This is a genomic window from Dyadobacter sp. HNCC25DJ183, assembly GCF_056895175.1.
Genome location: NZ_JBXHAP010000003.1, coordinates 512,829 through 537,843, shown reverse-complemented (window position 1 = coordinate 537,843; position 25,015 = coordinate 512,829). Strand labels below are relative to the sequence as shown.

Below are 25,015 nucleotides of genomic sequence, written 5' to 3'. Positions count from 1 at the left end.
TCTCCCGCCAGCGACTCCGGAGCATTTGGGCGGGCCAGATTAGTTTGTAACACAAACTGACATCTGGCCGATTGCGGTTAAGAGGCAATCACTGTCGAGGAGATACCACTGCTGGCTGTGAAGGAACTGGGGAAAAGTCATACATTTTTGTTATGCTTGTGATTCTTCTGGATTTTGGCGAACTCTAAGTTCAAAAAACAGTTTCAGTTAATTGTCACTGCACATAGATAAAGGCTGAGAGCTAGTTGGAAGAAATTTGGTTATAACCTACAACACTGCACGCACTTTTTGATCAGAAGTTTGCTTGAAAAGTGTTTCATCAATCAAGGTAATAATTGGAAATTATGACAAAAAATATCCTTATTATTCTACTTGTATTTCTTTATTGTCAATGTGGCAAAAAGCGAGAAATCCTGCACGCAAAAAATCAATATAATTTTGGAGTAACTTATGAATTGAAAATGTATTCGGATTCTGTCTTTCACTTTTCAATGAGCCAAGCTTTCAAAAAGGACAGCATTACACCTTACACTGGAACTTTTCTTCTGCAAAATGACACTTTGGTATTTCCACGACCATTCTATCCATTTTCAGGAAGTACAGCAATAATAAAAAATGGATTTCTGGAATTTCTTGATTCGACAGAGCCATTTAAGCTTCAAATACTAAAACAGAATATCGTTGACAGAACAAAAGGCGATTCTTTAAATATAAGGAATGTTTCGATTTTTACTTATATGCCGAAATTCTACGAGACAATATTTCCCAATGCAGTCCAATATGATTTAAATGATGAGGAGCATAGGGAAATTGACAGCCTCCTAAGGCAATGTATTTTTGAAAACAAGGCGGTGCTTTCGATGCAATTAGAATCTTACGATAGGCAGTATGTAGCAGTAATAAATCAGCAAAAAGAAAGAGAAGTTTGGGTCAATTGCGAGTGCAGGGGGAAGTATGACACAGATAGCTATAAATACAGATTGGTAGACGTGGATGACGGAGGAGATTGTTATTTTCGTGTCAAAGTAAATTTAGACAAGCATAAATATCATAGTTTGTTAGTGAATGGCGAGGCCTAAGAAGGATAGTTGAATTAGTGCTCTCTAATGATTAAATCTGATATTTCCTGGCGGGGCGGTATGGAACTATGATGCAAAAACGTTCTTTTCAGCGCTAATGTTCGTATGCCCAAGCATTTTGGAAACACTCTCAATCGTAACACCATTTTGCAAGGTAATTGTTGTCGCGAATGTGTATCTGGCTGCGTGTGAAGTGAGAACTTTATTAATCCCGCAGATTACGGCAATTTCTTTCAGATAATCATTCATCTTCTGATTACTAGGCACAGGAAATACGAATCCAAGCGCCTCGCAAAGTGGATGTTCTTTGTATCTTTCGATAATTTGAAGGCCTTCTGGCAGCAGCGGAATATGCGATTTGACATTCGTTTTTGTCCGCTGACTGAAAATCCATTGCTCGCCGTCGATTCCCCGCGCTATCTGGCCCTTTTCGAGCTTCTGGAAATCGGAATAAGCCAGGCCAGTGAAACAACAAAAAAGAAAAGTATCTCGCACTTGAGTAAGCCGGTTGCTGGCGAACTCTTGCTGTTCAAGGTTGCCGAGATATGAATTTATCGACTTCACAGCTTCCGTCATGCCAGTAACCCTTCCAGCCACCGCATTCCGCCGACTGGGCTCACATTCTCGCCCAGTCGTGAATTCTGCTCTTTTACTTTCAACCGTAATACGCAGGTAAATCGACACCGGTCCTTTTTGATAATTCTTCGGCTTCTTCAAACAGAAAAGCAGACTCAGTTTTGTTTTCATACCCCTCATCAGGTTAAAAGTTGAACAAATGTAGTCTTGCAAGCCTGATCAGCACAAGATGTTTACGTCGTAAACATCTTGTTATACAATGAGTTGTAGCGATTCTGGTGAGTAAAATTTGCAGATTCTCGAACTCACCGAATTACTCACCAAAAATTTGTAGAAAATTGAATCTTTTGGGATAATCCAGAAAAGAAAAAGCCTGCTAATCTGTTGATTTGCAGGCTTTTAATGTTTTTTATTACTTCTTCAAGTGATCCCGCTGGGATTCGAACCCAGGACCCATACATTAAAAGTGTATTGCTCTACCAGCTGAGCTACGGAATCTTATTTTTGCTGCTATTACCTTGCGAACCCAGGACCTATACATTAAAAGCGGTCGCCGCGCGGTGTATTGCTCTACCAGCTGAGCTACGGAATCAATTTTACTCGATTTACAACCCTCAAAATTCTTGTACAATGCCAAGCCTTTTCGCTAATTGTGGTGCAAAAGTATGCGGGAAATTGTACGAAACAAATTTCATAGACCTGTTTTTTTGACTTTTTTTTCTGACAAAGGATATACGTCTCGCATTCAGGTATTTGGATCATGTATATTTTTTCAGATTTTTTTTCAACCAACAGCCATGCAGCAAATGCATCTATTTGAAATCTGGCAAACAATTGGACTTCCCGGAAAACACTTGCAGTAAAATTGGTCTAAACAATGCGCCTTGCCTATATTAGCTGGCATAGAATTATTCTACCCTGATCAAAAAAAAACCTTTCAGAATGTTTGCTGTAGCTGCCAGATATTTGGCAATCTTTCTTTCTCTTCTTGCTTTCTGCATCGGCTTGCCCGTGCATCTGGCAGCTCAAAACAAAGCCTGGCTGGATGAATATAAAGAGCACAAGGCTTACGGCGACGTGTACGTGGTCAAGAAAGTAGCTGTTCCCTGTACTTCCTACGAGACTTTCCTGGTTGATAAAAACGGCAAAAAACTGACACCCGCATTCCGGGACATCGGCGATTTCTCCGAGGATCGGGCCGAGTTTGTGCCAATGGAACTTGGTCCCGATGGTAAGGGACTGCACGGGTTCATAGACCGCTCCGGTAAGATCATAGTACCAGCCATTTACGCCGGTACCGACCGTTTTATGAATGGGAAAAGTTGGGTGATTTATCCGGTAGGCAAACAGTTTGGGCTCTCTTACATTGACAAACAAGGAAATACCCTCTACAAAATCCCGATAGAGCACTATAAAAATGATTTCCTGATTGCGCAGGCGGAGCAGGAGCACGTTTGCAACCACGACACCAAAGAGGATATTATCTGGTGGAGAAAGGGCGATATGTTTATCCTCAACTGGAATTTCAGCAAATTCAATGAGCAGGAAATTAAGCGCTCAAAGCACATCTATCACTTCAATTTTAGGGGCAAGTACGGGATCATTGACAAAAACATGATGCTCAAAGTACCCGTGGCGCTCGACGATATTGACCCAACCTACAAATTCTCGGGACAGGGAATGGAGCGTGTTCAGTACGGCGATAAGTTCGGGTACATTAGTCCTTTCACCGGCGACCTCATCGTACCCTTTGAATACACCGATACGCGCAAGCCAACTGCCGGGCTGTTTTGGGTGAAAAAGAACAACAAATGGGGCTGCATTGACAAAACAGGAAAAGTGAGGATCAATTTCCTGTATGACGAAGCTACCGGCTTTACGTCAGAAGATCGCTCCGCAGTCGCTATCAATGGGAAATTCGGGCATATTGACAAGAAAGGCAGAATCCGCACGCCACTCAAATACGATTTTGCCTCTTATTACAACCACGGTTTGTCGATGGTCAGGCTCGACGATAAATATGGCTACATCGACACCACCGGCAAGTACATCACTGAGATAATCTACGATGAGGCGCTTCCATTCGATAAATTGACAACGACTGCCGAGCGCTCTTGGCTGAGATATGAGTTGTCTCTGGACGGTAAAGAGACTTTTGTAGGATTTTCGTACAAGCTGAATGCGGTTTTCATCCTCCTGGCCCTGCTCCTGTTCGTGCGGATCAATAGTTATTTGTTCAAGAAATATCAAGGCAAAAAGTGGTTCAAGCGGAGTAAAGCCTGACTTAGCGGGCAGTTACCTTGCTCCCGGAACAGCACAAAACCGGCTTATACAACCAACTTCTTTTTCACGGCCAGCTTCTCAGCATCGGTGCGCGTAAGTTTGAAGGCTTCCTGAAGATAATGGGCTGATTTAGCTGCGTCTATCGTGCTATACAATTCTCCCAGCAATAGAAAATAAAAATAGTCGGGTTCAATGTCGAGCTTTTCAGCTTCTGCTATCGCTTTTTGCGCGCCTTTGGCTTTATACAACGCGTAAGTTCTGTTGAGTGCCGCAACGGGCGAGTAGTTGATTTGAAGTAAATGGTTGTACAAATGCAGGATCTGCTCCCACTTCGCCGGCGTTCCCTCGCGCTGCGTATGCCAGAATGCAATGCCAGCTTCGAGGTGGTACCTGCTTAGCTGATTGCCGCTTTTGGCCTGATTTAAAAAGTGCATTCCCTTGCTGATCAGGTCACCGTTCCAGCTGCTCGTATCCTGCTCTTCATAGAGTACCAACTCGCCGGAACCCGACAGTCTTGCATCAAAGCGGGACGCGTGAAAACACATTAATGCAAGCAGCGCATTTACTTTCGGCTGATTGGTCAGTGTATTTTCAATGAGCATCAGGCAAAGGCGCATCGCGTCAAAACACATATCGCGGCGGAGCGTTTTGTGCTGACTCTGAGAGTAGTATCCCTCATTGAAAAGCAGATAAATAGTCAGGAGTACGGGATCGAGCCGCTCGGAAAGAATTACGCTGTCCGGCATTTCAAAGCTGAGTTTTTGCGATCTCAACTTCTCCTTCGCCCGTGTCAGGCGCTTGTTAATAACCTCTTTTGTTGTACCAAAAGCATCGGCGATCTCCCCTATCCCGAACCCGCAGAGAATGCGCAGTGACAATGCGATCTGCGACTCTGCGGCTATCGCAGGATCACAGATCGCAAACATCATCCGCAGCTGACTATCAGCGATATGCCCGGGTGACAAATCAATTTCGCTATCATATTCAGCTGTGTTATCCGCAAGTACCGGAGCCACTTTCTCGTTGAAGATCGCATTTCGGTGAAGGTGATTTTTCGCCTTGTTCTTTGCAACTTCGTAAAGCCAGCCGGCCGGATTAGGCGGTACCCCCTCGATCCCCCAGGAATGCATTGCCACCAGGAAAGTTTCGCTGGCAATGTCCTCGGCTACCTCAAACTGTTCCAAACCGAATTTGCGGCACAGTACAGACACAATCTTGCGGTACTCCGTCCTGAAAAGATGCGGAATGAGGTTGTCATTTTTCATGCACTGAAGAAATCATTCTTACTTCGACGCTATTCCCCTCGCCATACAAAATGGGACAGGCAGCCGCCATGGCCGTTGCATCTTCCAGGCTCTCGGCCTTCACCATGATGAACCCGGCAAGTGACTCTTTTATCTCAACAAAAGGTCCGTCAGTGACTATGCCGCCCGGCTTCAATACTTTTCCTTCGGTAGACAAGCCTTTTCCACCGACAAACCTGTTACGTGCTGCAATGTCCCCTACCCAATTATTATACATTTCCATAAACCCCTGCATTTGTTCCGGTGAGGGTTGCGCTTCTTTGGTAAGCAGGTCAAGGCGCATCAGAATCAGGTACTCGTCCATTTCGCGGCGATCATTTTGAGTTTCCATAAAAATCAATTTTTTGAAGTTAAATACTGGTTTTACATCATTACAAATGAGATCTGAAAAACAGGACATTGATCCGGATAAAATCTCAAAAAGCCCGCATTTCCCCGCTCCTTCTGCAGTTCGGTTTAAAATAATTGACCACAAAAAGAGACGATTGAAGTAAATTGCGCATTCCATCGAAAGAACGGACTTTTTTATACCTAAATCCAATACCTACTATGCAAGTACATCGACTGTTTCTATTTTTTGCATTTTTTATTTGGTTAGAACCAGCTTCGGCGCAAGACAAAAAATACAGTATCGTCATCAAAGGTGGCCACGTAATCGATCCCAAAAACAATGTGGACGCGGTTATGGACATCGCGATTGAAGGTACTCCGGGCGGTACCGACGGCAAGATTGCCCTGGTTGCCAAAAACATCGACCCTAAACTCGCCGTACAGGTTGTTGATGCAAAAGGCCTCTATGTAACGCCCGGCCTGATCGATATTCACGTGCATTACTTCTGGGGTACCGACCTGAAGGGCACTTACCGCAACGGGCCAAATGGTTTGCAGGCCGACGGATTTACATTCCGGACGGGCGTTACCACGGTAGTAGATGCAGGCAGTTCCGGCTGGAAAACCTTCGAGACCTTTAAAGCACAAACCATAGACCTGTCAAAAACGCGCGTTCTTGCGATGCTGAATATTGTAAGAGAAGGAATGGCGGGCGGCAAGTTTGAAAATAGTCTGGACGAAATGGACGTTGCGAAAACAGCGGAAATGGCGAAGAAGTATCCCGATGAGATTGTGGGAATCAAGCTGGCGCATTTCAGCGGCCACGACTGGACACCTACCGATCGTGCACTGGAAGCCGGGAAGCTGGCCAATGTTCCGCTAATGGTAGATTTCGGAGGTGCCGATCCGGTACTCCCGTTAGAAGAGCTCTACCTGAAAAAGCTCCGTCCCGGTGACATTTACACGCATTGTTTTGGTGGAAACAGCGATAACAGCGGGAAAGGCAGGGAATCAATCGTGGATATCTCGACCAATAAAGTAAAACCATATGTAATGGAGGCGCAAAAGAAAGGTGTTGTTTTTGACGTGGGATTTGGCGGCGCAAGCTTTCTGCTCGCACAGGGACAACCTGCTATCAAACAAGGCTTCTACCCCAATTCGATCAGCACGGATCAGCACATATCGAGCATGAACGGGCCGATGAAAGACATGAACAATATCATGTCGCTGTTTATGGCCCTGGGAATGGACTTTAAGAGCGTGATCGCCGCCAGTACCTGGCACCCGGCCAAAGAGATCAGGCGCGAGGAGCTGGGCCACTTGTCTGTAGGCGCCATTGCGGATGTTGCGGTACTTAACCTGCGCGACGGGAAATTCGGTTTTTACGCACGTGATGGCAGGATCGAAGGTAAAAAACGCATTGAGACGGAACTCACGATCAAAGGCGGAAGTGTTGTTTACACATTGAATGCATTGGTTGACCCGGTTAATCTGCCACGTCCGGCTGCGAAAAAATAAGCGCTTTCAGTTTTATGTAAAAACAAAAAAGCAACTCCGTCCCGACCCCGGAAAGAGTTGCTTTTTCAGTTTTAGCTTTTTACAAATATCAGACTGCTTTTACAATCTTCATTTCTTCGGGATTCCAGTTCACAACCGTGTTTTCGAAGTAGCTTTTATTGGATAACAACGCCGGTCCCGCGGCACGGAAACCGAAAACAGCATCTTCAACAATCGTTTTGTTACCGCGCATTGCATCGAAGAACAATGCAAAATGGTCGAGCCGGTCGTCGTAACCCTGCGGCGCTTTGTACTCCTCAAAATCCGGTTCAGACATTTCAGGGATCACCGGATACTTTGTGCGGTACTCAGCCAGAAACTTCTCCTGCATGTCTTTCGGGAAGGTGTCAATGGTATACCCCGGCGCTTTGGCCATTTTCTTTTTCTTCACAGTAACAGTATTGCCCGAGAGGGTGATCTGCCCGTCGGTACCTACAAACCGGAAACCCGATCCTCCGCCGGATCCGTCAGCAAAATTCACACGCAGCGTCAGGTTAAATGCAGGGTGAGTAGCTGTTTTCGGATAATCGTAAATCCCGACCATCACGTCCGGCACATCGCGTCCGTCTTTCCAGTAGCGCAAGCCGCCACTGGTCATAATGCGCGTCGGACCTTTGCTATCAAGGATATAATGCATTCCTGAAAACAAATGGACGAAAAGGTCGCCCGCTACGCCGGTACCATAATCCTGGTAATTTCTCCATCTGAAAAAACGCAATGGATCATAAGGCATTTTAGGCGCTTTATTGGAAAGAAAACGGTCCCAGTCCACTGTTTTCGGCGAAGCATCGAGCGGAATGGAGTATTGCCACGCTCCCTGCGCTGAGTGGCGGTCGTAGTAAACCTCCACAAAGTTCAGTTCGCCGATCGCGCCGGCTTTATAAAGTTCTTTTGCTTTGGCATAAATAATGGAGCTTACCCGCTGACTTCCTACCTGAAAAACTTTTTTGGAATCATTCTGAGCCTTGATCATATCATAACCCTGCTCAATTTTATGCACCATCGGCTTTTCGCAATAAACCGCCTTTCCGGCCTTCAATGCCTCAATTCCGATCTGCGAATGCAGGTGGTCGGGGGTAGCGAGGATGATCGCGTCAATGTCCTTCCGGTTCAGGATCTCGGTGTAGTCACGCGTGGTTTGAATATCGCTGCCAAACAGCTCTTTGGCTCTTACCAGATGTCCGTCGTACAAATCTGCAACGGCCATCAACTTGACGCCGGGCACCTGCAATGCAGTGCGCGTATCACCCATTCCCATGATCCCCGTACCAATGCAGGCGATCTGGATCTTGTCGTTGGCTGCTATCTTCCTATTGAGCCAGGGCAGTTCGTGAGAAGTGGATTTCTTATTACCGGCTAATAATTCGTGAACAGGGCTTGCCGCCAGTAATGCGCCTCCTGATAATTTTTTAATAAAATCTCTTCTGTTTTTTTGGTTAAAATAGGACATAGGATCCAAGGTGTTAGTATTTGATTCTCTGAGGGATGAAAATAATAACAAAACCTTCAAAATCGGCGGTGCCTGCTTTAATATATCTGTATTGGTAAAAAACCTGCGGCAGCTTCTTGCGACATATCATTTAAATATTACTTTTGCATCCAATTAGCGGCCAGGTGGTGGAATTGGTAGACACGCTACTTTGAGGGGGTAGTGCCCGTTTGGGTATAGGAGTTCGACTCTCCTTCTGGTCACAGTCGATAAAGTGCGTTTGAGCAATCAACGCACTTTTTTTGTTTTTAAAGGTTCGGGAGAGCCATTAATAAAAAGCCCCGGACAGATGTCCAGGGCTTCCGTTCTTTATGACAGCTACAACTACCCGCTTACTTGGTATAAATGTGAACATTTGAAAGTCGTTGCCCAAGGTGTCGGACAGCACTCTCTAACTTTTCTGCTTGTTTAGCAGATGGGAATTTCTTCCCGGTGGCATATTGTCGTACTAAACTTCCATTCAAACCTGATGCCTTCGCAATCTCAGTTATATTAAGAAAGCGGAACTCCTCAAAAAAGGCAATTAAATCGTATTCGATATTGAAAACAATTTGTTTCGCATCCAAGTCATGGAAATCAGACAATAGCTTTTTCATTTTCATTTCCAGCTCCTCTATACTGGAAGCCTGATCAACGATTAAATCATCATCATAAACCAACCTTCCCCAGAGTGAGCCGTCTTGTCCCTCTACGATCATCTCGACCGGTGAGGCATGACTGTTGTCGCTCTTGTTATCCATAGTAGTTGTAGTTTTGCAGATCGTTCGGTTCCTTATTAATGTATATATGTTCACAATTAACCATGCCTGAAAGCAGGCGAGTTTAGTTATTTCAAACCCGCCTGTTTCAAAATGCTATTTAAAGTGCCCCGGGGTATCTCATCTTTACCCTCATAAGAGACAGTAATCTTTCCCTTTTTATGGGGATGGATATACTGCTTGTGACTGGTACCTTTCAGGGGCAACTTTACATACCATCCGTCCTCTTTCAGGATTTCGAGTAATTGTCTTGCCGTCATGTCAAAAAACGTTTTAGATGAGCATTATTGCTATCTTGAACAAAAGTAACATATTTGTTACTCTACAGCAAGCTTTTTGAGAGTTTTCTAAACGTATCCTAATTAAATTTCAGGCCCCTTAAACTCCTATCGGATTTTGCGCGAGAGTAGCTGCTTTTGCATTAAGTAGTTATTCTTTTTGAATCCAAAATTGTTATCAGATTGAAATAACTTTTTTTGTTTTCTGGCGGGTAAATTCCTGGTTTAAACAGCTTATTGCTAGTTACTTGCTATTAAGCAGTTATCTTTAATCAAAGATCGGATAACCTAATTCAACCCTGAAATCATTGAAATTCAAGCGCTACTCCTGTTCGTTTCTCTCCATTCAAATTCTTGCAGGTCTTGTTTTTTCCGGAACAGCCGTTTTTGGTCAATGCAGGGAAAAGATAAGTGAGGCCAATCGTAAGATTGTGCATTATCACGATATCAAGCTGAGTAACAAGGGAGAGTACCTTACGCTGACGCGCTGCGGAAAAGAGCGGATCTTTTCCTACAATAATAAGAGCCTCGATATGGTGTACCACGTGGGCATGTTTACGGAAGTCCGGGTGTTTTCGTCAAGAGGCAACTTTTCGCTTTACACGGCAAAGTCCGAGCGCGCACCCTGGCAGCCTGTGATGACGCTCTCCACTCCCATAACCGAAAAGGAACTACAAAAGATGAATGGTACCGCGCGGATCGAAGTGATTCTTCCGGAAGAAAAGCGGGTATTTGTTTTCAGCGAAGCAAGCAACAAGCTTCTTCAAAAAGCCCTCGCCTGCATGAACTGAGCGTTACTTCAAAGGTAAAACAGCTCCTTGTTCAGCAATGTAATTATAGATTCGAAATCCGCCCGGTTAGCCGCAAAATCCATCTGGTTTACATCTATTTCCAGGATTTTACCGTGGTCATAATTTTTGGCAAAATCCTCGTAGTAGCGGTTAAGGCTTGAAAGATACTCCGTCGATATATCGGCTTCAAAGTCACGCCCCCGTTTCTTGATCTGGGAAACAAGCTTGGGAATGTCCGCTTTGAGATAAATGAGCAGATCCGGCTGTGAAACTGTATTAATAATTGACTTGAAAAGCAGTTGGTAAGTCTGGTAATCCCGCTCCGCCATTACGCCGGATTCATACAAATTCCTGGCGAAAATGTAGGCATCTTCATAAATCGTGCGGTCCTGAACAATGGTAGAATAGGTAGTTGCCCTGATCTGCTGCACCTGCGCGAACCGGCTGTTCAGAAAGAAAATCTGCAAATTAAAAGCCCAGCGGGGCATATCATGGTAAAAATCGGCGAGATAAGGATTGCCTTCAACTGCCTCGTACATTACATCCCATTTATAATATTCGCCCAGCATCTGGGTGAGCGTCGTTTTTCCTGCGCCTATATTACCAATGATCGCGATGTGCATACGTTCAATTTTAGATTTTCTGTCCGGGTGCTTTTTGCAAAAATATGTATTTCAAAATGAGTTAGAACTGCACCTGTGCGATTTTCGTTAAAGTTGTGTTATTAGTATATTTGCCATCGATTTTGGCGAAAAAAGCTATTTCGCGAGGTACTTTTCCTCTCTTGTTAAAACCAAATCAGTTGTAATGAAGCCGTTCAGGGTTATTTTATATTATTGCTACTCTCCCATTGCTGATACCGAAACTTACCGGGACGAGCACCACGTGTTTTGCGTTGAGCATAACCTGCTTGGGCGAATTATCGTCGCGCCGGAAGGATTGAACGGTACCGTTTCAGGCACCCCGGAAGATTGTGAAGCTTATATGAATTATGTGCGTTCGGATGCGCGTTTCAGCCATGTTCAGTTCAAAGTGGAGGAGCATGATAAGATTGCATTTCAAAAACTGCACGTGCGTGTAAAAGATGAGATTGTCAATTCTGACCTGCCTGTTAACCCCCTGGAACGAACCGGAAAACACCTTGAACCGGCTGAATTCAAGAAGCTGATCAATGATCCTGATGTGGTGTTGGTCGATATGCGCTCGGATTATGAGCACGAAGTCGGCAAGTTTAAGGGAGCGATCACATTTGATATGCATACCCTCCGCGAACTGCCGGAGCATATTCACGAGATCGAGCATTTGAAAGACAAAAAGATCGTTACTTATTGTACCGGCGGGATCAAATGCGAAAAAGCCAGCGCCTACCTGTTAGACCAGGGATTTAAAGATGTATATCAGCTCCACGGCGGCATTATCCGGTACGGACTTGAAGAAGGCGGCGAAAATTTTGATGGAAAATGCTACGTTTTTGATAACAGGATTACAGTTGACGTAAACAGCGTTAACCCGACTGTGATCTCCAAGTGCTACATCTGTAATGAACCTTGCGACCGGATGATCAACTGTGCGAACGCGGAATGCAACACGCACGTACCTGTTTGTATCAAATGCGGCGAAGAAATGGAGGGCGCATGCTCACCTGAGTGCAAGGCGCACCCAGGCAAGCGGATCTATGATGGGACAGGTTATTACGTAAGCCAGAGCAACCATTATCATCCATTGCAGGGTTTGAAGAGCCAGAAAAAGAACCTGAAGAAAATGAAGATGGCGCAGTAAACACAATCAGCATCAATCAGTTAAGTCGCTTTTCGAGTATATAATCATTCATCCAGTACGGACCGATCGGGATATCCTGTTCTCTGATCACCTGGTAGCCCTGCTTTTCATAAAAGGCTTTTGCCTTATTATACCTGTTGACATTAAGGAGCATTACCCAGCCACCAGCCTGCATGACGTAACGCTCCGCTTCACCTAGAAGGAATTTGCCCGCACCCGTACCCTGCGTCGAAGGAAGTACATATAATTTATGTAATTTGAACGTTCCGGGTTTTTCTCCGGAGACAGATGCGAAGCCGGCGGGCTCATTTTCTTTCATCAAAATCAAAAAAAACTGGCCTTCCTTCATTTGGGATTTCAAAGCGTCAGAAGAATATATTTTATCAAACATATAGTCAATCTGATCCTTGCTAAGGATTTCACCATAAGTAGGTTCCCAGGTTTGCTCCTGTATTGAAATGATCGCCGGTATATCCGCCGCGGTCGCGTGCTTTATTGAGAATGCGGGCATATTGTTTAAATTTGAGCTTAAAACTGCAAATAAATAGTTATAAACCTAAAAACCAGCATTGCTTCATCGCAGCCGCCGGAGCGTATTTCCAGAGGCTTTCCGATAAGTAGAAATATATGAAACCCCTCATTTTAGTTACAAATGACGACGGCATCACATCCAAAGGAATCCGGACACTGGTAGAAATCATGCAGGAGCTGGGTGAAGTGGTGGTTGTAGCGCCCAATAGTCCCCAATCGGGAATGGGCCACGCGATCACAATCGGCGAGCCGCTCCGCCTTTATGCTACCCACATCTTTGATAATGTGACGGAGTATGAATGTTCGGGCACACCTGCGGATTGCGTGAAAATAGCAAAGCACCACATTCTGCTGGACAGAAAGCCTGACCTGGTAGTGAGCGGGATCAATCATGGAAGCAATAACTCGATCAATGTGCTTTACTCCGGCACCATGTCGGCTGCGATAGAGGCAGCGATTGAAGGCATTCCGGCCATCGGATTTTCATTATGCGATTTTCGCGAGGATGCTGATTTTAGTCACGGTGTACCTTTCATTAAATCGATCACCGAAGAAGCCCTGAAAAACGGGATACCTATTGGAATCGCATTAAATGTCAATATTCCTGCGAAAAGCGATTTGCCGATTAAAGGGGTGAAGGTGTGCCGGCAGGCGCTCGCGAAGTGGCAGGAGAAATTTGATTACCGTGTGGATCCGAATGGCAGAGGCTATTTCTGGATGGCGGGCGAGTTCGTCAATTTTGATACCGAAAAAGAAGATACGGATGTCTGGGCACTTGAAAACAATTATATCTCAGTTGTCCCTTGTCAATATGATCTGACAGAGTATGAAGCTTTAAAACAGCTCTCAACCTGGGATTTATAATCTAAAATTCAGCTATGGCATTAGTAGGTCGCTTATTAAAACGAGGCATACATTTTAGCAACATCGTCGCTAACAGGCGCAAGGCAAGTCTTCATCAGCAACAAAAAAAGACACTGGCCAAGCTGCTCGCAAAAGCCAGGTACACCGAGTTCGGCGAGAAATACAACTTCGACGAACTGCTTTCATCGATTCTTTTCAACGAAAAAGGGGCATTTTACGAGCTATACAAACGCTCTGTCCCTGTGCACGATTACAATAAGATTTTCAATGAATGGTGGCACAAATCACTTGCAGGTGAAAAGGATGTTTGCTGGCCGGGACAGATCAAATATTTTGCATTAAGCTCAGGAACATCGGAAGCTTCTACAAAGCACATTCCGGTGACCAAAGCAATGTCCCGGGCAATGCAAAAAACAAGTATCCGCCAGATTTTATCACTTGGCAACTACAAAGATCTCCCCGATGACCTGTACGAGAAAGGTTTCCTGATGCTCGGCGGAAGTACCAATCTTAATGGTCAGGACAAGCATTTTGAGGGCGATTTAAGTGGTATTCAGGCCAAACAGATCCCCTATTGGTTCCGTCCTTATTACAAGCCGGGTGAGAAAATTGCTGCTCAGAAAGATTGGGGCTTAAAGCTTGAAGAGATTACGAAACAGGCGCACGAATGGGATATCGGCTTCGTGGTGGGCGTTCCGGCCTGGATCCAGCTTTTAATGGAAAAGATCATTGACCATTATAAAGTTAAAACCATTCACGATATCTGGCCGAACCTGCGCGTATTTGGTCACGGCGGGGTTTCTTTTGAACCTTATCGTAAAGGATTTGAGAAGCTGCTCGCCAGGCCGCTGATCTACATCAATACTTACCTGGCCTCCGAAGGCTTTATTGCCTATCAAACCCGTCCCGGCGCACAGGGAATGGAGCTGGTGTGTGATAACGGACTATTTTTTGAGTTTGTCCCGTTTACCCAAGAGAATTTCGACTCGGAGGGAACGTTGCTCGCCAACCCGAAAACGCTGATGATCGATCAGGTGGAAGAAGGGACGGAATACGCATTGCTGCTGTCAACCTGCGCCGGCGCGTGGCGGTATCTCATCGGGGATACATTGAAATTTATTGACAAAGCAAAAGGCGAGATTGTAATTACCGGCCGCACGAAGCATTACCTCAGTCTTTGCGGCGAGCACTTGTCGGTAGATAATATGAATAAGGCGATCGATCTTGTATCCGACGAAATGGGCATTACCGTGAAAGAATTTACGGTGAGCGGCGTGGAGCACGGTTCGATGTTCGCGCATCAATGGTACATCGGTGTGGAAGAACAGGATGTAGATACCGAACTTCTGAAAAAGAAACTGGATGCAAAACTGTCTGAGTTAAACGACGATTACGCTGTTGAGCGCCGGCACGCATTGCAGGAGGTTTTCGTGACCGTGCTACCCAATCAGGTATTTTACGATTGGATGAAATCAAAAGGTAAAATGGGCGGACAACATAAATTTCCGCGCGTATTCAAAAACTTCCTGATCGAAGAATGGAAGGCTTTCCTGAAAACCCAGGGATACGAAATGAAATAGCTACTTGATAAAGTTGGTATAAGCGATTTGACAGGCGATCAGGATGAAAACTGCGCCTGTCACTTTGTTAAATACCGTTACCACTTTGGGTGTAAAAAGCCGCTTCAAGCGCTGGGCAGAGAATGCAATCCCGCATTCGACCAGGAAAACCGCAATCACGCTCGCTCCGAAAAACAGCATTACCTGGTTCAGATCATAATGCAGGTTGGTACGGATATAGGAAGCAATGGTAACCCAGCTGATGAAATTCACCGGGTTCAGCCCGTTTAACAAAAATCCTGTTGTAAAATAGTAGACAAGACTCCCCAGGCTGGTCTGCGGATAAGCAATCTTCGGCTGGCCTTTGATCAGGTTGCCCAGCCCGAGCACAAGCAGGAACACCACGCCCGCACCTGCCATGTATTGCTTGAAATTGGGAATATCCGGCAGCAACGCAGTACCGAAGATCGCGAAGAAAACAAAGATGATATCGCATACAAAAACGCCGAACGCGATTTTGACACCACTCCAAAACCCATTGTCGACACTATTTTGGACCAAAGAAAAAAATACGGTACCAAAAGTGAGACAAAGGGCAATGCCGGTGAGCGTACCATAGAGCAGCGACGCCAGCATATCAGATCCCTTTCAGCCGGGCTGTCATGAGAATGGCGCAGACAGACATCGAATCGGTGATCTCAGAACGCATCACCATTTCAACTGCCTCCGTAAGCGGCACGATCCTGACCTGCAGATCTTCCGTATCTTCCGGCTCGGCTTCCTGTTGGGTAAGTTCTTCGGCTATGTATAAAAATGCCTCTTCGTTCGTGGCCGAATTGGAAGTATGAATGCGCGCCAGCTTGGTCCATTTATTGGCCACCAGACCGGTTTCTTCCTTCAACTCCCTTTGCGCCGCGGCAAGTACATCGGTACCTAGCAAGCCGCCGCCTTCGGGAATTTCCCAGGAATATTCATCGATCGCATAGCGGAACTGACCAACCAGATAAATGTTATCGTTTTCGTCAAGCGGAATAATGCCAATCGCCTGATTCTTAAATTTCACGAGCCCGTAAATGCCTTTGTTGCCCGACGGATTGATTACGTTGCGGTGGCTGAGTTCAAGCCAGGCATTTTCATATACAGTTTGTGACGAAAGTGTTTTCCAGTTATTTTCTGTGGACATAACCCGCTTTTTCTTAGTATTTTTAACCTCGGAATTTTAGCTCCCAGATGCAAATAAACCAAAATAAGCTCAAACAACGTCTCATTTTGCTGTCTTTTATAGCCAGTATCCTGCTGACGGGGTTGAAGTTTTTTGCCTACTATATTACTTCTTCCAATGCAATCCTGAGCGACGCTCTTGAGTCGATCATCAATGTGATTGCGAGTGGTTTTGCCTTTTACAGTATCTACCTTTCAGCCCAGCCGAAAGACCGCAACCACCCGTATGGACACGGGAAAGTCGAGTTCTTTTCTGCCGGTTTTGAAGGTGCATTGATTATGATTGCTTCGCTCTTCATTATTATAGAAGCAGTGAAGCGTCTGATGGACCCCGCACCTATCCAGAACCTGCTGCAAGGATCGGGTTTCATTATTTTCACCATTTTTGTCAATACCATCATCGGCTATAAGCTGCTTCGAGAGGGAACAAAGGCCAACTCACTTGCGCTGATCGCCGACGGAAGGCATTTGATGTCGGACAGTATCAGCAGCCTTGTGCTGATTGTGAGCGTCGGCCTCATTATACTTACCGGTCAGGTGTGGATTGACAGCGCAGCCTCCCTCCTGTTCGGCGTGTTCCTGGCTTATAACGGTTTTCATCTTGTGAGCAAATCGGTGGCGGGATTAATGGATGCAAGCGACGAGGCGCTGCTGGAAAAAGTGGTTCAAACCTTACGGGACAACAAGAAGCCGGACTGGATTGACGTTCATAACCTGCGCGTGCAGCAGTACGGATCGGACCTGCACATTGACTGCCACCTGACGCTACCCTATTATTGGGAACTTCAGAAAGTGCACGAAACAATTCATAACTTTGAAAACACACTTAAAAACAGCCACAGCGGCGAAACCGAGATTTTTGTGCACGCAGACCCCTGCCTGTTTCAATGCTGCTACTTTTGCAGAATTGACAATTGCCCGGTACGCCAGCACGATTTCATTCAGGATATTGAATGGGATGCGGCTAAGCTGGTGAAGAATGAGAAGCTTTACACAGAAGCCAAGATCAATATACAAGAATAACTTTTAATCTAAATTCCAACCAAAATGTACGTTTCCCGACGCGATTTCCTAAAACAGGCAGGAGCTACTGCGCTTGCTGCCAGTACCTTTACCGATCTTTTTGCAGCTGATCCTGCCAAAAAGCTTTGGTTTGACATTTCCCTGGCTGAATGGTCGCTGCACAAAGCATTATTTGCCAAAAAACTGACCAACCTTGAATTCCCTGAACTTGCTAAAAAAGAGTTTGGTATATCCATCGTTGAGTACGTAAACCAGTTCTTCAAGGACAAAGCTGAGGATAAAACGTACCTGAATGATCTGATTAAAAGACAAAAAGACAACGGTGTTAAGGCGCACCTGATCATGATCGACGGTGAAGGCGGCCTGGGCGAATTGGATGCTGCTGTGCGTAACAAAGCTGTTGAAAACCATTACAAATGGGTGGAAGCTGCAAAATACCTGGGTTGCAAAACCATTCGTGTGAATGCATTCGGAAAAGGATCCAATGAAGAAATCGCGAAGGCTGCGGTAGAAGGTTTGGGTAAATTGGGTGAATTTGCTGCCAAAACAGGCATCAATGTAATCGTAGAAAACCACGGCGGTTCTTCTTCAAACGGACAGTGGCTATCGGGTGTAATGAAGCAGGTTAACCTGAAAAATGTAGGTACACTACCTGATTTCGGTAATTTCTGTATTAAACGTTCGTCAACCGGCTGCGAAGAGTCTTACGACAGATACCAGGGAACAAAAGAACTGATGCCTTTCGCAAAAGGTGTAAGTGCAAAAACCTACGATTTCGACGAAAAAGGAAACTGCATTGAAACAGACTATACAAAAATCCTGAAAATCGTTAAAGAAGCAGGTTTCAAAGGTATCGCAGGTATCGAGTACGAAGGAAGCAAGCTTTCTGAATATGATGGTATCAAGGCAACGAAGGCGTTGCTGGAGAGAGTTGGACCGATGGTTTAATAATCAAGCCTATTATAAAAAGAGGGATTTGCGCGGTGCAAATCCCTCTTTTCGTTTTGTTAGCTAAACTCTTTTGTCACCCTGAGCGGACCGGGCCGCCGGGCGGTCGAAGGGCAGGGTGACAAAATGAATTGAATTACATTCCCAAATAACTCAAAAACTCCTTCTTAGTCGCTTCGTTTTCGAACCTACCGCCGTAGTATGCTGTAACCGTAGAACTTCCTGAATCGCGGATGCCCCGGGATTGTACGCACATGTGCTGGGCATCAATAACTACGGCAACGTCTTCGGTTTGTAGCGCCTGCTTCAATTCGTTGGCAATTTGTACGGTAAGCCGCTCTTGTACCTGCGGGCGCTTGGCGTAGTACTCTACAATGCGGTTGAGCTTGGATAAGCCGATTACCTTGCCGCTCGAAATATACGCTACGTGCGCTTTACCGTAAATGGGCACAAAATGGTGCTCGCAGTTGGAGAACACCGAAATGTCTTTCTCGACCAGCATCTGGTCGTATTTGTATTTATTGTCAAACAGCGTTATCGCCGGCTTGTTCTTCGGGTCTAGGCCGCTGAAAACTTCTTTTACAAACATTTTCGCGACCCGCTTGGGAGTTCCTTTAAGACTGTCGTCAGCCAGGTCCAGGCCCATTATTTCCATGATGTGCCTGAAATGCTTTTCGATCAGCTCAATTTTCACCTCGTCCTCCATAGCAAAAGCATCCTTGCGAAGAGGCGTTTCGATTGAGTTAAACACATGATCGTCACCGATTTCTTCCAGGTCCAAAATTTCAGATGGCGGGATATTCGACAAAGTTCCGTTCGGTTTCATATAATCTAATTTTCAGGTCAAGCCCTGAATCAATTTTAGGTCTTAAAATGGAATAAATAACGATCGCTATGTTCTCTGCGGAAGGATTGAGGGATTGGAATTCGGGTACGTCAAGGTTCAGGTTTTTGTGGTCAAAACGATCGATCACAAACTCCTTCAAAATGGCGCTGAGTACTTTCATATCCATCACATAACCTGTCTCAGGATCAACCGGACCGGTCACCTGTATGATCAGCTCATAGTTATGCCCATGAAAATTAGGGTTGTTGCATTTATCGAATACTGCTGCGTTCTTCTCCTCTGACCACGCCGGGTTATGAAGACGATGAGCCGCATTGAAATGCTCCTTCCGGAACACAGCCACCTTTTGCACCATATTGTAAATCACTTAAATAATGAATCCTTAAATGTCGTAACAAAGTATGTGTCCAACACATTTAAGGCGTGAGCCTGCGTGAAATGCTCTTTGGAGTCACTTGCTTTGGGTAAACGCCATACATTTCCAAAATGTTCACATCAATGCAAAATCATGTGCAGCTTCGTGGAATTATTTAATTCGTAAAAAAAATAAAAAACTACTTATTGCATGTAAATTGCGCTCAAACGCAGAATAAAGAAGAGCCTGAATGGCGATTATTCAGTATTGTATATAAATAGTTAAATTTCGCGACAGATAACCCCCCGGAAAGTCCATTAACCAACATTTAAATGAGCAAAAAAAATAGCTACCTGGTTCCTCTCCTTATCATTGGTATCATCTTTTTCATCATGGGTTTCGTGACCTGGGTCAACGGAACACTGATCAGTTTCTTCAAAAAGGCATTTTCGCTGGATAACACCAGTTCCTACCTGGTAACATTCGCATTCTTCATTTCCTATACCTTAATGGCAATCCCCTCTTCACTCGTTCTCAAAAAGACGGGTTTCAAGAATGGAATGTCGATCGCATTGCTGGTAATGGCGGCTGGTACACTGATATTTATTCCTGCAGCTTCCATGGCGTCTTACGGACTCTTCCTGGTGGGTTTATTCACGATAGGGATCGGACTTACGGTATTGCAAACTGCCTCAAACCCTTACGTTACGATTCTTGGGCCGCGTGAAAGTGCTGCGCAGCGTATCAGTATCATGGGGATTGCCAACAAAACAGCCGGTGTAATCAGCCAGCTGATTTTTGGCCAGTTGCTACTGGCAGGCGCCTCGTCTGTTGATCCGAAAGATGAGCTCGATAAAGTGGTCACTCCTTACATTGTACTTACACTTGTGCTCGTGGCTACTGCGATCATGATCCGGTTTTCAAAAGGACTTGTGGAAGTGAGCGAAGAGGAAGAAGAGCCTGTGGTAAGCTCATCGCAGGTTGTTGTGACAAAAACGAGCGTATTGCAATTCCCGAACCTTGTCATGGGTGTGATTGCATTGTTCTGTTATGTGGGTGTAGAAGTAATCGCCGGTGATACGATTATCAGTTATGGTATCGACCTTGGCTTCGCAGAAGAAGAGGCGCGCCTTTTTGGCACCTACACACTTTATGGAATGATGTTCGGCTACATTCTTGGGGTTGCATTGATCCCTAAATATGTTTCCCAACAAGCTTACCTCAAATTCTGCGCGATCCTGGGTGTAATTGTCACCCTGGTTGCAGTAAACTCAACGGGCTTCACTTCCGTACTTTGCATTGCAATATTAGGTTTTGCCAATGCGGTAATCTGGCCTGCGCTCTGGCCATTGTCGCTGAGCGGTTTGGGTAAGTTTACCAAAACTGCTTCTGCCCTTCTGGTAATGGGTATATCGGGTGGCGCCATTCTGCCGCTTGTGTACGGAGGTATCGCTGATTCCATTGGCAGCACCCAGCAGGCTTACTGGATCATGTTGCCGCTCTACCTGTTTATTCTCTATTTCGGTCTGTTTGGCCACAAAAAGAAAAGCTGGTAGTTCATGAGAATTTCAACTTCCGGCCGCATTTGTCTCTTTGGTGAACACCAGGATTATCTTGGATTACCGGTCATCGCAGCCGCTATATCGCGCAGGATCAGTATCGACGGTACTTACCGGAACGACGATCAGGTAACCCTGCATTTGCCTGATCTGGGTATCAGGGAAGATTTTTCACTCCGCGATACGTTTCCCTACGTGGTGCAGCGCGATTATTTTCGCAGTACAATTAATGTGCTCAGGCGAAAGGGACTTGTCTTTTCAAGGGGCTTTGAGTGTACCATTCACGGCAACATTCCGATCAATTCAGGTACGTCAAGTTCGTCTGCCCTCATCGTTTCCTGGGCGCACTTCCTGGACAGAATGAGCGATAATCCCGCCAACTATTCTCAAAAGGAGCTTGGGGAAATTGCCAATGCAGCGGAGGTTCTCGAATTCGGAGAGCCCGGCGGCATGATGGACCACTATTCTACTGCGATCGGAAATGTAATTTACCTTGAATCCACGCCCGAAATCAAGGTTGAAACGCTCACGCCCAAGTTGGGTACCTTCGTTCTCGGTGATTCCCTTGAACCAAAAGACACCCTCGGGATTCTGGCAAGATGCCGGTTCGGAATGGAGGATGTAATCAGGAAGGTAACCTCGTTCAACCCGCAATTCTCCATTTTCAGCACACCGCCTGAGCATCTTACTGACTACCGGAACATTCTTTCGGAGGACGAGCTCGGGCTTTTGCACGCCAATGTAGAGGACCGGGATATATTGCTGGAAGGCAAGGCGCTTTTGAGCCAGAGTCCGGAAGAAGCTGTCGATCCGTCATTCGATAAACATTTCGGCGATTTGCTTTACCGGCACTACAAAAACCTCCGCGATTTCAAGCGCACTTCAACTCCCAAAATTGAGCGGATGATGGATGCAGCCTTACTCGCTGGCGCATTGGGCGGAAAAATAAACGGATCGGGCGGCGGCGGCTGCATGTTCGTTTACGCGCCCCAAAAAGCCGAAGAAGTAGCCGCAGCCATTGAAAGAGAAGGTGGAAAAAGTTACATCATCACAGTCGATTCCGGTACGAGGATTGAAGATGCAAACCCTTAAAAAGGCACGAATGTAATTCCGATTGTGTTATTCTTTTAAGACCTTTGTGCTTACCGGATCACATTCAAATTCCATGATCATCGCACCTTCTGAGACAAAAAGTAACTTGTACTGTCCATCGCTGACAGCATATCAACGCAGAAAAACCATTTCAATTCAGATCGGAGACCTTCCAATGGGCTCCGATTACCCTATCCGGGTTCAATCAATGACAACCGTAGACACAATGGACACTCAGGGTTCCATTGACGAGGTTGTCCGAATGGTTGATTCCGGATGCGAGTACGTGCGGATCACAGCTCCGAGTGTGAAAGAGGCGCAAAACCTTGAAAATATCAGAAACGGGCTGCGGAAACTGGGTATCAATGTTCCATTGATTGCGGACATTCACTTTACACCCAACGCCGCAGAGCTGGCGGCGCGCATCGTCGAGAAAGTGAGGATTAACCCCGGAAACTATGCCGACAAAAAGCGATTCGAAATTATAGATTATACAGACGCTTCCTACGCAGCCGAGCTTGAAAGGATCAGGGAGAAATTTATTCCGCTGGTCAGGATCTGCAAGGAGTATGGGACAGCAATGCGCATTGGTACCAACCACGGTTCCCTTTCTGACAGGATATTAAGCCGTTACGGCGACACACCGCTGGGTATGGTGGAATCCGCATTGGAATTCCTGCGGATCTGCGAGGAGCTGAACTACTATAACATCGCATTGTCGATGAAATCCAGTAACACCCAAGTGATGGTAGAAGCTTACCGCCTGCTGGTGCAGCGCCTGGATGAAGAAGGTCTTAAACCTTATCCGCTTCACCTCGGCGTAACCGAGGCAGGTGAGGCAGAAGATGGGCGGATCAAATCGGCGGTGGGTATCGGCACTTTGCTGGAAGATGGATTGGGAGATACCGTGAGGGTCTCACTTACGGAAGCACCCGAAAAAGAGGCGCCTGTTGCGCGTGCATTGGTCGAGCGGTACACCAAACGCGTCCCACACGATGAGATCGAGCCTATTGCGGGCTGCCCGATTAATCCCTTTCAATATACCCGGAGAGATACTTACGAAGTCAATAACCTTGGTCACCTGAACGTACCCAGAGTTATCGCTGACTACTCTGATATACCTGTTCAAAATCTTTCAGACCTGAAAAGCATCGGCCATTTTTTCCTTCCGGTACCTGATAAATGGGCTATGAACGATTTGGGTGCTGACTACATTTATACTGCCAAAAACCCTATTCCCTTCATGCTCCCAAATGGATTGAAGGAAATACTGGATTACGAACAGTGGTTGCAACATCCTGAAAAAGACAGCAAATTCCCATTGTTTGAAGCAGAAGAATGGACAGCAGAAAGAAGCGGGCAGCTCAACTTTGTAAGAGGTAACATTCATTCTTTTGACAATACCTTCCTGAACAACATCAGGGAGAATGACAGGATCGTACTGGTTGTTTTTACTCAGAACAAACATGCAATGCCCGAGCTGCGCAGGTTTTTCTACAAATTAACTGAGCTGAAAATCAAGGTACCTGTCATTGTTCAGAGAAGCTACAAGACGGATATAGGCGATAAGCTGACACTTTATTCTGCAACTGATATTGGCGGCTTGCTGGTGGATGGATTTGGCGATGGTGTAATACTTAGCCCTGATTTTGATGAAAATACATTGCACGACGACAAGCTGACCATTGCCGCTTCCTATAACAATATCGCTTTCGGGATCTTGCAGGCAGCGCGTACAAGAATGTCGAAAACGGAATATATCTCGTGCCCATCCTGCGGCAGGACGCTTTTTGACCTGCAGGAAACCACAGCAATGATCCGTAAGCACACCGAGCACCTGAAAGGCGTGAAAATTGGTATCATGGGCTGCATTGTAAACGGCCCGGGCGAAATGGCCGACGCGGATTATGGTTATGTGGGAATGGGTAAAGACAAAATTGCCTTGTATCGCGGCCAGGAAGTAATAAAAAGATCGGTAACGGCTGCGAAGGCAGTCGAAGAACTGATTGAGCTTATTCGTGAAGATGGCCGGTGGATTGAACCGGAGGAGAGAGAGGTGTATGTTTAGTCAAAAGCTGTTAGCTGTTAGCTATCGGCTTTTAGTGTTGCTGAGTAGCTTCTAAGACCCACAATGGATTTTCAGCATGTATACTTTGTTAAAAAAGGCAGAATTAAAAAACTAACCGCTAACTGCTAATAGCTAACAGCCAATAGCCAATAGCTACCAGCACCAATCATATGAAAAAGTACTTCCAACTGGGCGACGTGTTTTACTACTTCGTGCGGGTTTTCAAGAAAAAAGACCCGAATGCGCCCGACTCATTTAACCTTCGCATGATGCATGGAATCAACCGCATTTCCATCATCATGTTCCTGATTTGTCTTATTGTAATGATCGTAAGAGCATTGACCAGATGAATTTAGAAACATTGCGTGAGTATTGCCTTGAACAACCCGGTGTTACAGAAGAACTGCCTTTTGGACCTGATACACTTGTTTTCAAGGTAAAAGGCAAGGTATTTCTGCTCACCTCGCTGGATTCACCACAGTTTGGGTTTAATGTAAAATGCGACCCTGAAAAAGCAATAGAGCTAAGAGAAAAATACCCGGACGTTTTGCCCGGGTATCACATGAATAAGAAACACTGGAATACTGTCAATGTAAACGGCAGCATTCCCAGTGATTTGTTACTTGAATGGGTGAAAGAGTCTTACGATCTTGTCGTGAAGAGCTTGCCTAAGAAGGACCGCGAAGGGTTAATAGTGCATTAGCCCTTCGGCCGCCCGGCGGCC

The 25,015-nt window shown here is 45.7% G+C and carries 26 protein-coding genes and 2 tRNA genes; 15 read left to right on the top strand and 13 right to left on the bottom strand.

Features of this window, described 5'->3' with window-relative positions:
* Positions 1–344 precede the first annotated feature (344 nt).
* The gene (locus AC1XTG_RS09790; RefSeq protein ID WP_484841830.1) at positions 345–1,079 is read left to right on the top strand and encodes a hypothetical protein; all 735 of its coding nucleotides are present in this window, start codon (positions 345–347) and stop codon (positions 1,077–1,079) included.
* Between the two features lie 66 nt (positions 1,080–1,145).
* Here AC1XTG_RS09790 and AC1XTG_RS09785 read toward each other — a convergent pair whose 3' ends face one another.
* Positions 1,146–1,826 (bottom strand): site-specific integrase, encoded by a 681-nt coding sequence (locus AC1XTG_RS09785; protein ID WP_484841829.1) that lies wholly within the window; start codon positions 1,824–1,826, stop codon positions 1,146–1,148.
* A gap of 254 nt (positions 1,827–2,080) precedes the next feature.
* Positions 2,081–2,153 (bottom strand) — tRNA-Lys (locus tag AC1XTG_RS09780).
* A gap of 444 nt (positions 2,154–2,597) precedes the next feature.
* On the opposite strand from AC1XTG_RS09780, the gene AC1XTG_RS09775 reads away from it, so the two are divergent.
* Positions 2,598–3,938: a WG repeat-containing protein gene (locus AC1XTG_RS09775; RefSeq protein ID WP_484841828.1), complete on the top strand. Its 1,341-nt coding sequence runs from the start codon at positions 2,598–2,600 to the stop codon at positions 3,936–3,938.
* A gap of 44 nt (positions 3,939–3,982) precedes the next feature.
* Here the strand turns inward: AC1XTG_RS09775 and AC1XTG_RS09770 are convergent, their stop codons facing one another.
* Positions 3,983–5,203, bottom strand: coding sequence for an RNA polymerase sigma factor (locus AC1XTG_RS09770; RefSeq protein WP_484841827.1), 1,221 nt, complete (start codon positions 5,201–5,203; stop codon positions 3,983–3,985).
* Entirely contained in the window at positions 5,193–5,573 is a 381-nt protein-coding gene (locus tag AC1XTG_RS09765; RefSeq protein ID WP_229238744.1) for a YciI family protein, read from the bottom strand. The genes AC1XTG_RS09770 and AC1XTG_RS09765 overlap by 11 nt, the downstream gene beginning before the upstream one ends.
* Before the next feature lie 218 nt (positions 5,574–5,791).
* Between AC1XTG_RS09765 and AC1XTG_RS09760 the strand changes: the two genes are divergently transcribed.
* A complete protein-coding gene (locus AC1XTG_RS09760) occupies positions 5,792–7,090 on the top strand; it encodes an amidohydrolase/deacetylase family metallohydrolase (RefSeq protein WP_484841826.1) in 1,299 nt (432 codons plus the stop codon).
* A gap of 88 nt (positions 7,091–7,178) precedes the next feature.
* Here AC1XTG_RS09760 and AC1XTG_RS09755 read toward each other — a convergent pair whose 3' ends face one another.
* Positions 7,179–8,579 (bottom strand): Gfo/Idh/MocA family protein, encoded by a 1,401-nt coding sequence (locus AC1XTG_RS09755; RefSeq protein ID WP_484841825.1) that lies wholly within the window; start codon positions 8,577–8,579, stop codon positions 7,179–7,181.
* Positions 8,580–8,737: 158 nt separating this feature from the next.
* Between AC1XTG_RS09755 and AC1XTG_RS09750 the strand changes: the two genes are divergently transcribed.
* Positions 8,738–8,821 (top strand) — tRNA-Leu (locus tag AC1XTG_RS09750).
* 129 nt (positions 8,822–8,950) lie between these two features.
* Here the strand turns inward: AC1XTG_RS09750 and AC1XTG_RS09745 are convergent.
* Positions 8,951–9,358 (bottom strand): hypothetical protein, encoded by a 408-nt coding sequence (locus AC1XTG_RS09745; protein ID WP_484841824.1) that lies wholly within the window; start codon positions 9,356–9,358, stop codon positions 8,951–8,953.
* Positions 9,359–9,444: 86 nt separating this feature from the next.
* The gene (locus tag AC1XTG_RS09740) at positions 9,445–9,636 is read right to left on the bottom strand and encodes a type II toxin-antitoxin system HicA family toxin (protein WP_484841823.1); all 192 of its coding nucleotides are present in this window, start codon (positions 9,634–9,636) and stop codon (positions 9,445–9,447) included.
* Positions 9,637–9,962: 326 nt separating this feature from the next.
* Between AC1XTG_RS09740 and AC1XTG_RS09735 the strand changes: the two genes are divergently transcribed.
* Positions 9,963–10,445, top strand: a complete 483-nt coding sequence (locus tag AC1XTG_RS09735) for a hypothetical protein (protein WP_056289156.1) — start codon at positions 9,963–9,965, stop codon at positions 10,443–10,445.
* An 8-nt stretch (positions 10,446–10,453) separates the two neighbouring features.
* On the opposite strand, the gene AC1XTG_RS09730 is transcribed toward AC1XTG_RS09735, so the two are convergent.
* Positions 10,454–11,068, bottom strand: a complete 615-nt coding sequence (locus AC1XTG_RS09730) for a deoxynucleoside kinase (protein WP_484841822.1) — start codon at positions 11,066–11,068, stop codon at positions 10,454–10,456.
* A gap of 184 nt (positions 11,069–11,252) precedes the next feature.
* Between AC1XTG_RS09730 and trhO the strand changes: the two genes are divergently transcribed.
* A complete protein-coding gene (gene trhO, locus AC1XTG_RS09725) occupies positions 11,253–12,224 on the top strand; it encodes an oxygen-dependent tRNA uridine(34) hydroxylase TrhO (RefSeq protein ID WP_484841821.1) in 972 nt (323 codons plus the stop codon).
* A 16-nt stretch (positions 12,225–12,240) separates the two neighbouring features.
* Here trhO and AC1XTG_RS09720 read toward each other — a convergent pair whose 3' ends face one another.
* On the bottom strand, positions 12,241–12,735 hold the full coding sequence (locus AC1XTG_RS09720; RefSeq protein ID WP_484841820.1) for a GNAT family N-acetyltransferase: 495 nt from the start codon (positions 12,733–12,735) through the stop codon (positions 12,241–12,243).
* Between the two features lie 116 nt (positions 12,736–12,851).
* Between AC1XTG_RS09720 and surE the strand changes: the two genes are divergently transcribed.
* Together surE and AC1XTG_RS09710 are read left to right on the top strand one after the other, a co-directional pair.
* On the top strand, positions 12,852–13,619 hold the full coding sequence (gene surE / locus AC1XTG_RS09715; RefSeq protein ID WP_484841819.1) for a 5'/3'-nucleotidase SurE: 768 nt from the start codon (positions 12,852–12,854) through the stop codon (positions 13,617–13,619).
* Positions 13,620–13,633: 14 nt separating this feature from the next.
* Entirely contained in the window at positions 13,634–15,199 is a 1,566-nt protein-coding gene (locus AC1XTG_RS09710; RefSeq protein WP_484841818.1) for a GH3 family acyl-acid amido synthetase, read from the top strand.
* On the opposite strand, the gene AC1XTG_RS09705 is transcribed toward AC1XTG_RS09710, so the two are convergent.
* Together AC1XTG_RS09705 and AC1XTG_RS09700 are read right to left on the bottom strand one after the other, a co-directional pair.
* Positions 15,200–15,814 (bottom strand): LysE family translocator, encoded by a 615-nt coding sequence (locus AC1XTG_RS09705; RefSeq protein ID WP_484841817.1) that lies wholly within the window; start codon positions 15,812–15,814, stop codon positions 15,200–15,202.
* Between the two features lies 1 nt (position 15,815).
* Positions 15,816–16,361, bottom strand: a complete 546-nt coding sequence (locus AC1XTG_RS09700) for an NUDIX domain-containing protein (protein ID WP_484841816.1) — start codon at positions 16,359–16,361, stop codon at positions 15,816–15,818.
* A gap of 47 nt (positions 16,362–16,408) precedes the next feature.
* Between AC1XTG_RS09700 and AC1XTG_RS09695 the strand changes: the two genes are divergently transcribed.
* Positions 16,409–17,422, top strand: a complete 1,014-nt coding sequence (locus AC1XTG_RS09695) for a cation diffusion facilitator family transporter (protein WP_056289181.1) — start codon at positions 16,409–16,411, stop codon at positions 17,420–17,422.
* A 24-nt stretch (positions 17,423–17,446) separates the two neighbouring features.
* Positions 17,447–18,370, top strand: coding sequence for a TIM barrel protein (locus tag AC1XTG_RS09690; RefSeq protein WP_484841815.1), 924 nt, complete (start codon positions 17,447–17,449; stop codon positions 18,368–18,370).
* Between the two features lie 136 nt (positions 18,371–18,506).
* On the opposite strand, the gene folE is transcribed toward AC1XTG_RS09690, so the two are convergent.
* Positions 18,507–19,196, bottom strand: coding sequence for a GTP cyclohydrolase I FolE (gene folE / locus AC1XTG_RS09685; RefSeq protein WP_484841814.1), 690 nt, complete (start codon positions 19,194–19,196; stop codon positions 18,507–18,509).
* Complete coding sequence (locus tag AC1XTG_RS09680; protein WP_484841813.1) at positions 19,156–19,572, bottom strand: 6-pyruvoyl trahydropterin synthase family protein; 417 nt, start codon at positions 19,570–19,572, stop codon at positions 19,156–19,158. The genes folE and AC1XTG_RS09680 overlap by 41 nt, the downstream gene beginning before the upstream one ends.
* Before the next feature lie 332 nt (positions 19,573–19,904).
* On the opposite strand from AC1XTG_RS09680, the gene AC1XTG_RS09675 reads away from it, so the two are divergent.
* From AC1XTG_RS09675 to AC1XTG_RS09655, 5 genes are all read left to right on the top strand, one after another.
* Positions 19,905–21,128: a sugar MFS transporter gene (locus AC1XTG_RS09675; protein WP_056289197.1), complete on the top strand. Its 1,224-nt coding sequence runs from the start codon at positions 19,905–19,907 to the stop codon at positions 21,126–21,128.
* 3 nt (positions 21,129–21,131) lie between these two features.
* Positions 21,132–22,223: a GHMP family kinase ATP-binding protein gene (locus AC1XTG_RS09670; protein ID WP_484841812.1), complete on the top strand. Its 1,092-nt coding sequence runs from the start codon at positions 21,132–21,134 to the stop codon at positions 22,221–22,223.
* Positions 22,224–22,296: 73 nt separating this feature from the next.
* Positions 22,297–24,291 (top strand): (E)-4-hydroxy-3-methylbut-2-enyl-diphosphate synthase, encoded by a 1,995-nt coding sequence (gene ispG / locus AC1XTG_RS09665; RefSeq protein ID WP_484841811.1) that lies wholly within the window; start codon positions 22,297–22,299, stop codon positions 24,289–24,291.
* Between the two features lie 170 nt (positions 24,292–24,461).
* Positions 24,462–24,641, top strand: coding sequence for a DUF6728 family protein (locus AC1XTG_RS09660; RefSeq protein ID WP_031527053.1), 180 nt, complete (start codon positions 24,462–24,464; stop codon positions 24,639–24,641).
* The gene (locus AC1XTG_RS09655; RefSeq protein ID WP_484841810.1) at positions 24,638–24,994 is read left to right on the top strand and encodes an MmcQ/YjbR family DNA-binding protein; all 357 of its coding nucleotides are present in this window, start codon (positions 24,638–24,640) and stop codon (positions 24,992–24,994) included. The genes AC1XTG_RS09660 and AC1XTG_RS09655 overlap by 4 nt, the downstream gene beginning before the upstream one ends.
* Positions 24,995–25,015: the final 21 nt, after the last annotated feature.

Excerpts from the sequence above, each read along its gene's own strand:
- AC1XTG_RS09760 (WP_484841826.1), top strand. The coding sequence starts at position 5,792 with ATGCAAGTACATCGACTGTTTCTATTTTTTGCATTTTTTATTTGGTTA.
- surE (WP_484841819.1), top strand. The coding sequence starts at position 12,852 with ATGAAACCCCTCATTTTAGTTACAAATGACGACGGCATCACATCCAAA.
- folE (WP_484841814.1), bottom strand. The coding sequence starts at position 19,196 with ATGAAACCGAACGGAACTTTGTCGAATATCCCGCCATCTGAAATTTTG.
- AC1XTG_RS09680 (WP_484841813.1), bottom strand. The coding sequence starts at position 19,572 with ATGGTGCAAAAGGTGGCTGTGTTCCGGAAGGAGCATTTCAATGCGGCT.
- AC1XTG_RS09695 (WP_056289181.1), top strand. The coding sequence starts at position 16,409 with ATGCAAATAAACCAAAATAAGCTCAAACAACGTCTCATTTTGCTGTCT.
- AC1XTG_RS09700 (WP_484841816.1), bottom strand. The coding sequence starts at position 16,361 with ATGTCCACAGAAAATAACTGGAAAACACTTTCGTCACAAACTGTATAT.
- AC1XTG_RS09730 (WP_484841822.1), bottom strand. The coding sequence starts at position 11,068 with ATGCACATCGCGATCATTGGTAATATAGGCGCAGGAAAAACGACGCTC.
- AC1XTG_RS09765 (WP_229238744.1), bottom strand. The coding sequence starts at position 5,573 with ATGGAAACTCAAAATGATCGCCGCGAAATGGACGAGTACCTGATTCTG.
- AC1XTG_RS09690 (WP_484841815.1), top strand. The coding sequence starts at position 17,447 with ATGTACGTTTCCCGACGCGATTTCCTAAAACAGGCAGGAGCTACTGCG.
- AC1XTG_RS09705 (WP_484841817.1), bottom strand. The coding sequence starts at position 15,814 with ATGCTGGCGTCGCTGCTCTATGGTACGCTCACCGGCATTGCCCTTTGT.
- AC1XTG_RS09670 (WP_484841812.1), top strand. The coding sequence starts at position 21,132 with ATGAGAATTTCAACTTCCGGCCGCATTTGTCTCTTTGGTGAACACCAG.
- AC1XTG_RS09755 (WP_484841825.1), bottom strand. The coding sequence starts at position 8,579 with ATGTCCTATTTTAACCAAAAAAACAGAAGAGATTTTATTAAAAAATTA.
- AC1XTG_RS09770 (WP_484841827.1), bottom strand. The coding sequence starts at position 5,203 with ATGAAAAATGACAACCTCATTCCGCATCTTTTCAGGACGGAGTACCGC.
- AC1XTG_RS09675 (WP_056289197.1), top strand. The coding sequence starts at position 19,905 with ATGAGCAAAAAAAATAGCTACCTGGTTCCTCTCCTTATCATTGGTATC.
- AC1XTG_RS09785 (WP_484841829.1), bottom strand. The coding sequence starts at position 1,826 with ATGAAAACAAAACTGAGTCTGCTTTTCTGTTTGAAGAAGCCGAAGAAT.
- AC1XTG_RS09740 (WP_484841823.1), bottom strand. The coding sequence starts at position 9,636 with ATGACGGCAAGACAATTACTCGAAATCCTGAAAGAGGACGGATGGTAT.
- AC1XTG_RS09710 (WP_484841818.1), top strand. The coding sequence starts at position 13,634 with ATGGCATTAGTAGGTCGCTTATTAAAACGAGGCATACATTTTAGCAAC.
- AC1XTG_RS09660 (WP_031527053.1), top strand. The coding sequence starts at position 24,462 with ATGAAAAAGTACTTCCAACTGGGCGACGTGTTTTACTACTTCGTGCGG.
- AC1XTG_RS09745 (WP_484841824.1), bottom strand. The coding sequence starts at position 9,358 with ATGGATAACAAGAGCGACAACAGTCATGCCTCACCGGTCGAGATGATC.
- AC1XTG_RS09655 (WP_484841810.1), top strand. The coding sequence starts at position 24,638 with ATGAATTTAGAAACATTGCGTGAGTATTGCCTTGAACAACCCGGTGTT.
- AC1XTG_RS09775 (WP_484841828.1), top strand. The coding sequence starts at position 2,598 with ATGTTTGCTGTAGCTGCCAGATATTTGGCAATCTTTCTTTCTCTTCTT.
- ispG (WP_484841811.1), top strand. The coding sequence starts at position 22,297 with ATGATCATCGCACCTTCTGAGACAAAAAGTAACTTGTACTGTCCATCG.
- AC1XTG_RS09790 (WP_484841830.1), top strand. The coding sequence starts at position 345 with ATGACAAAAAATATCCTTATTATTCTACTTGTATTTCTTTATTGTCAA.
- trhO (WP_484841821.1), top strand. The coding sequence starts at position 11,253 with ATGAAGCCGTTCAGGGTTATTTTATATTATTGCTACTCTCCCATTGCT.
- AC1XTG_RS09720 (WP_484841820.1), bottom strand. The coding sequence starts at position 12,735 with ATGCCCGCATTCTCAATAAAGCACGCGACCGCGGCGGATATACCGGCG.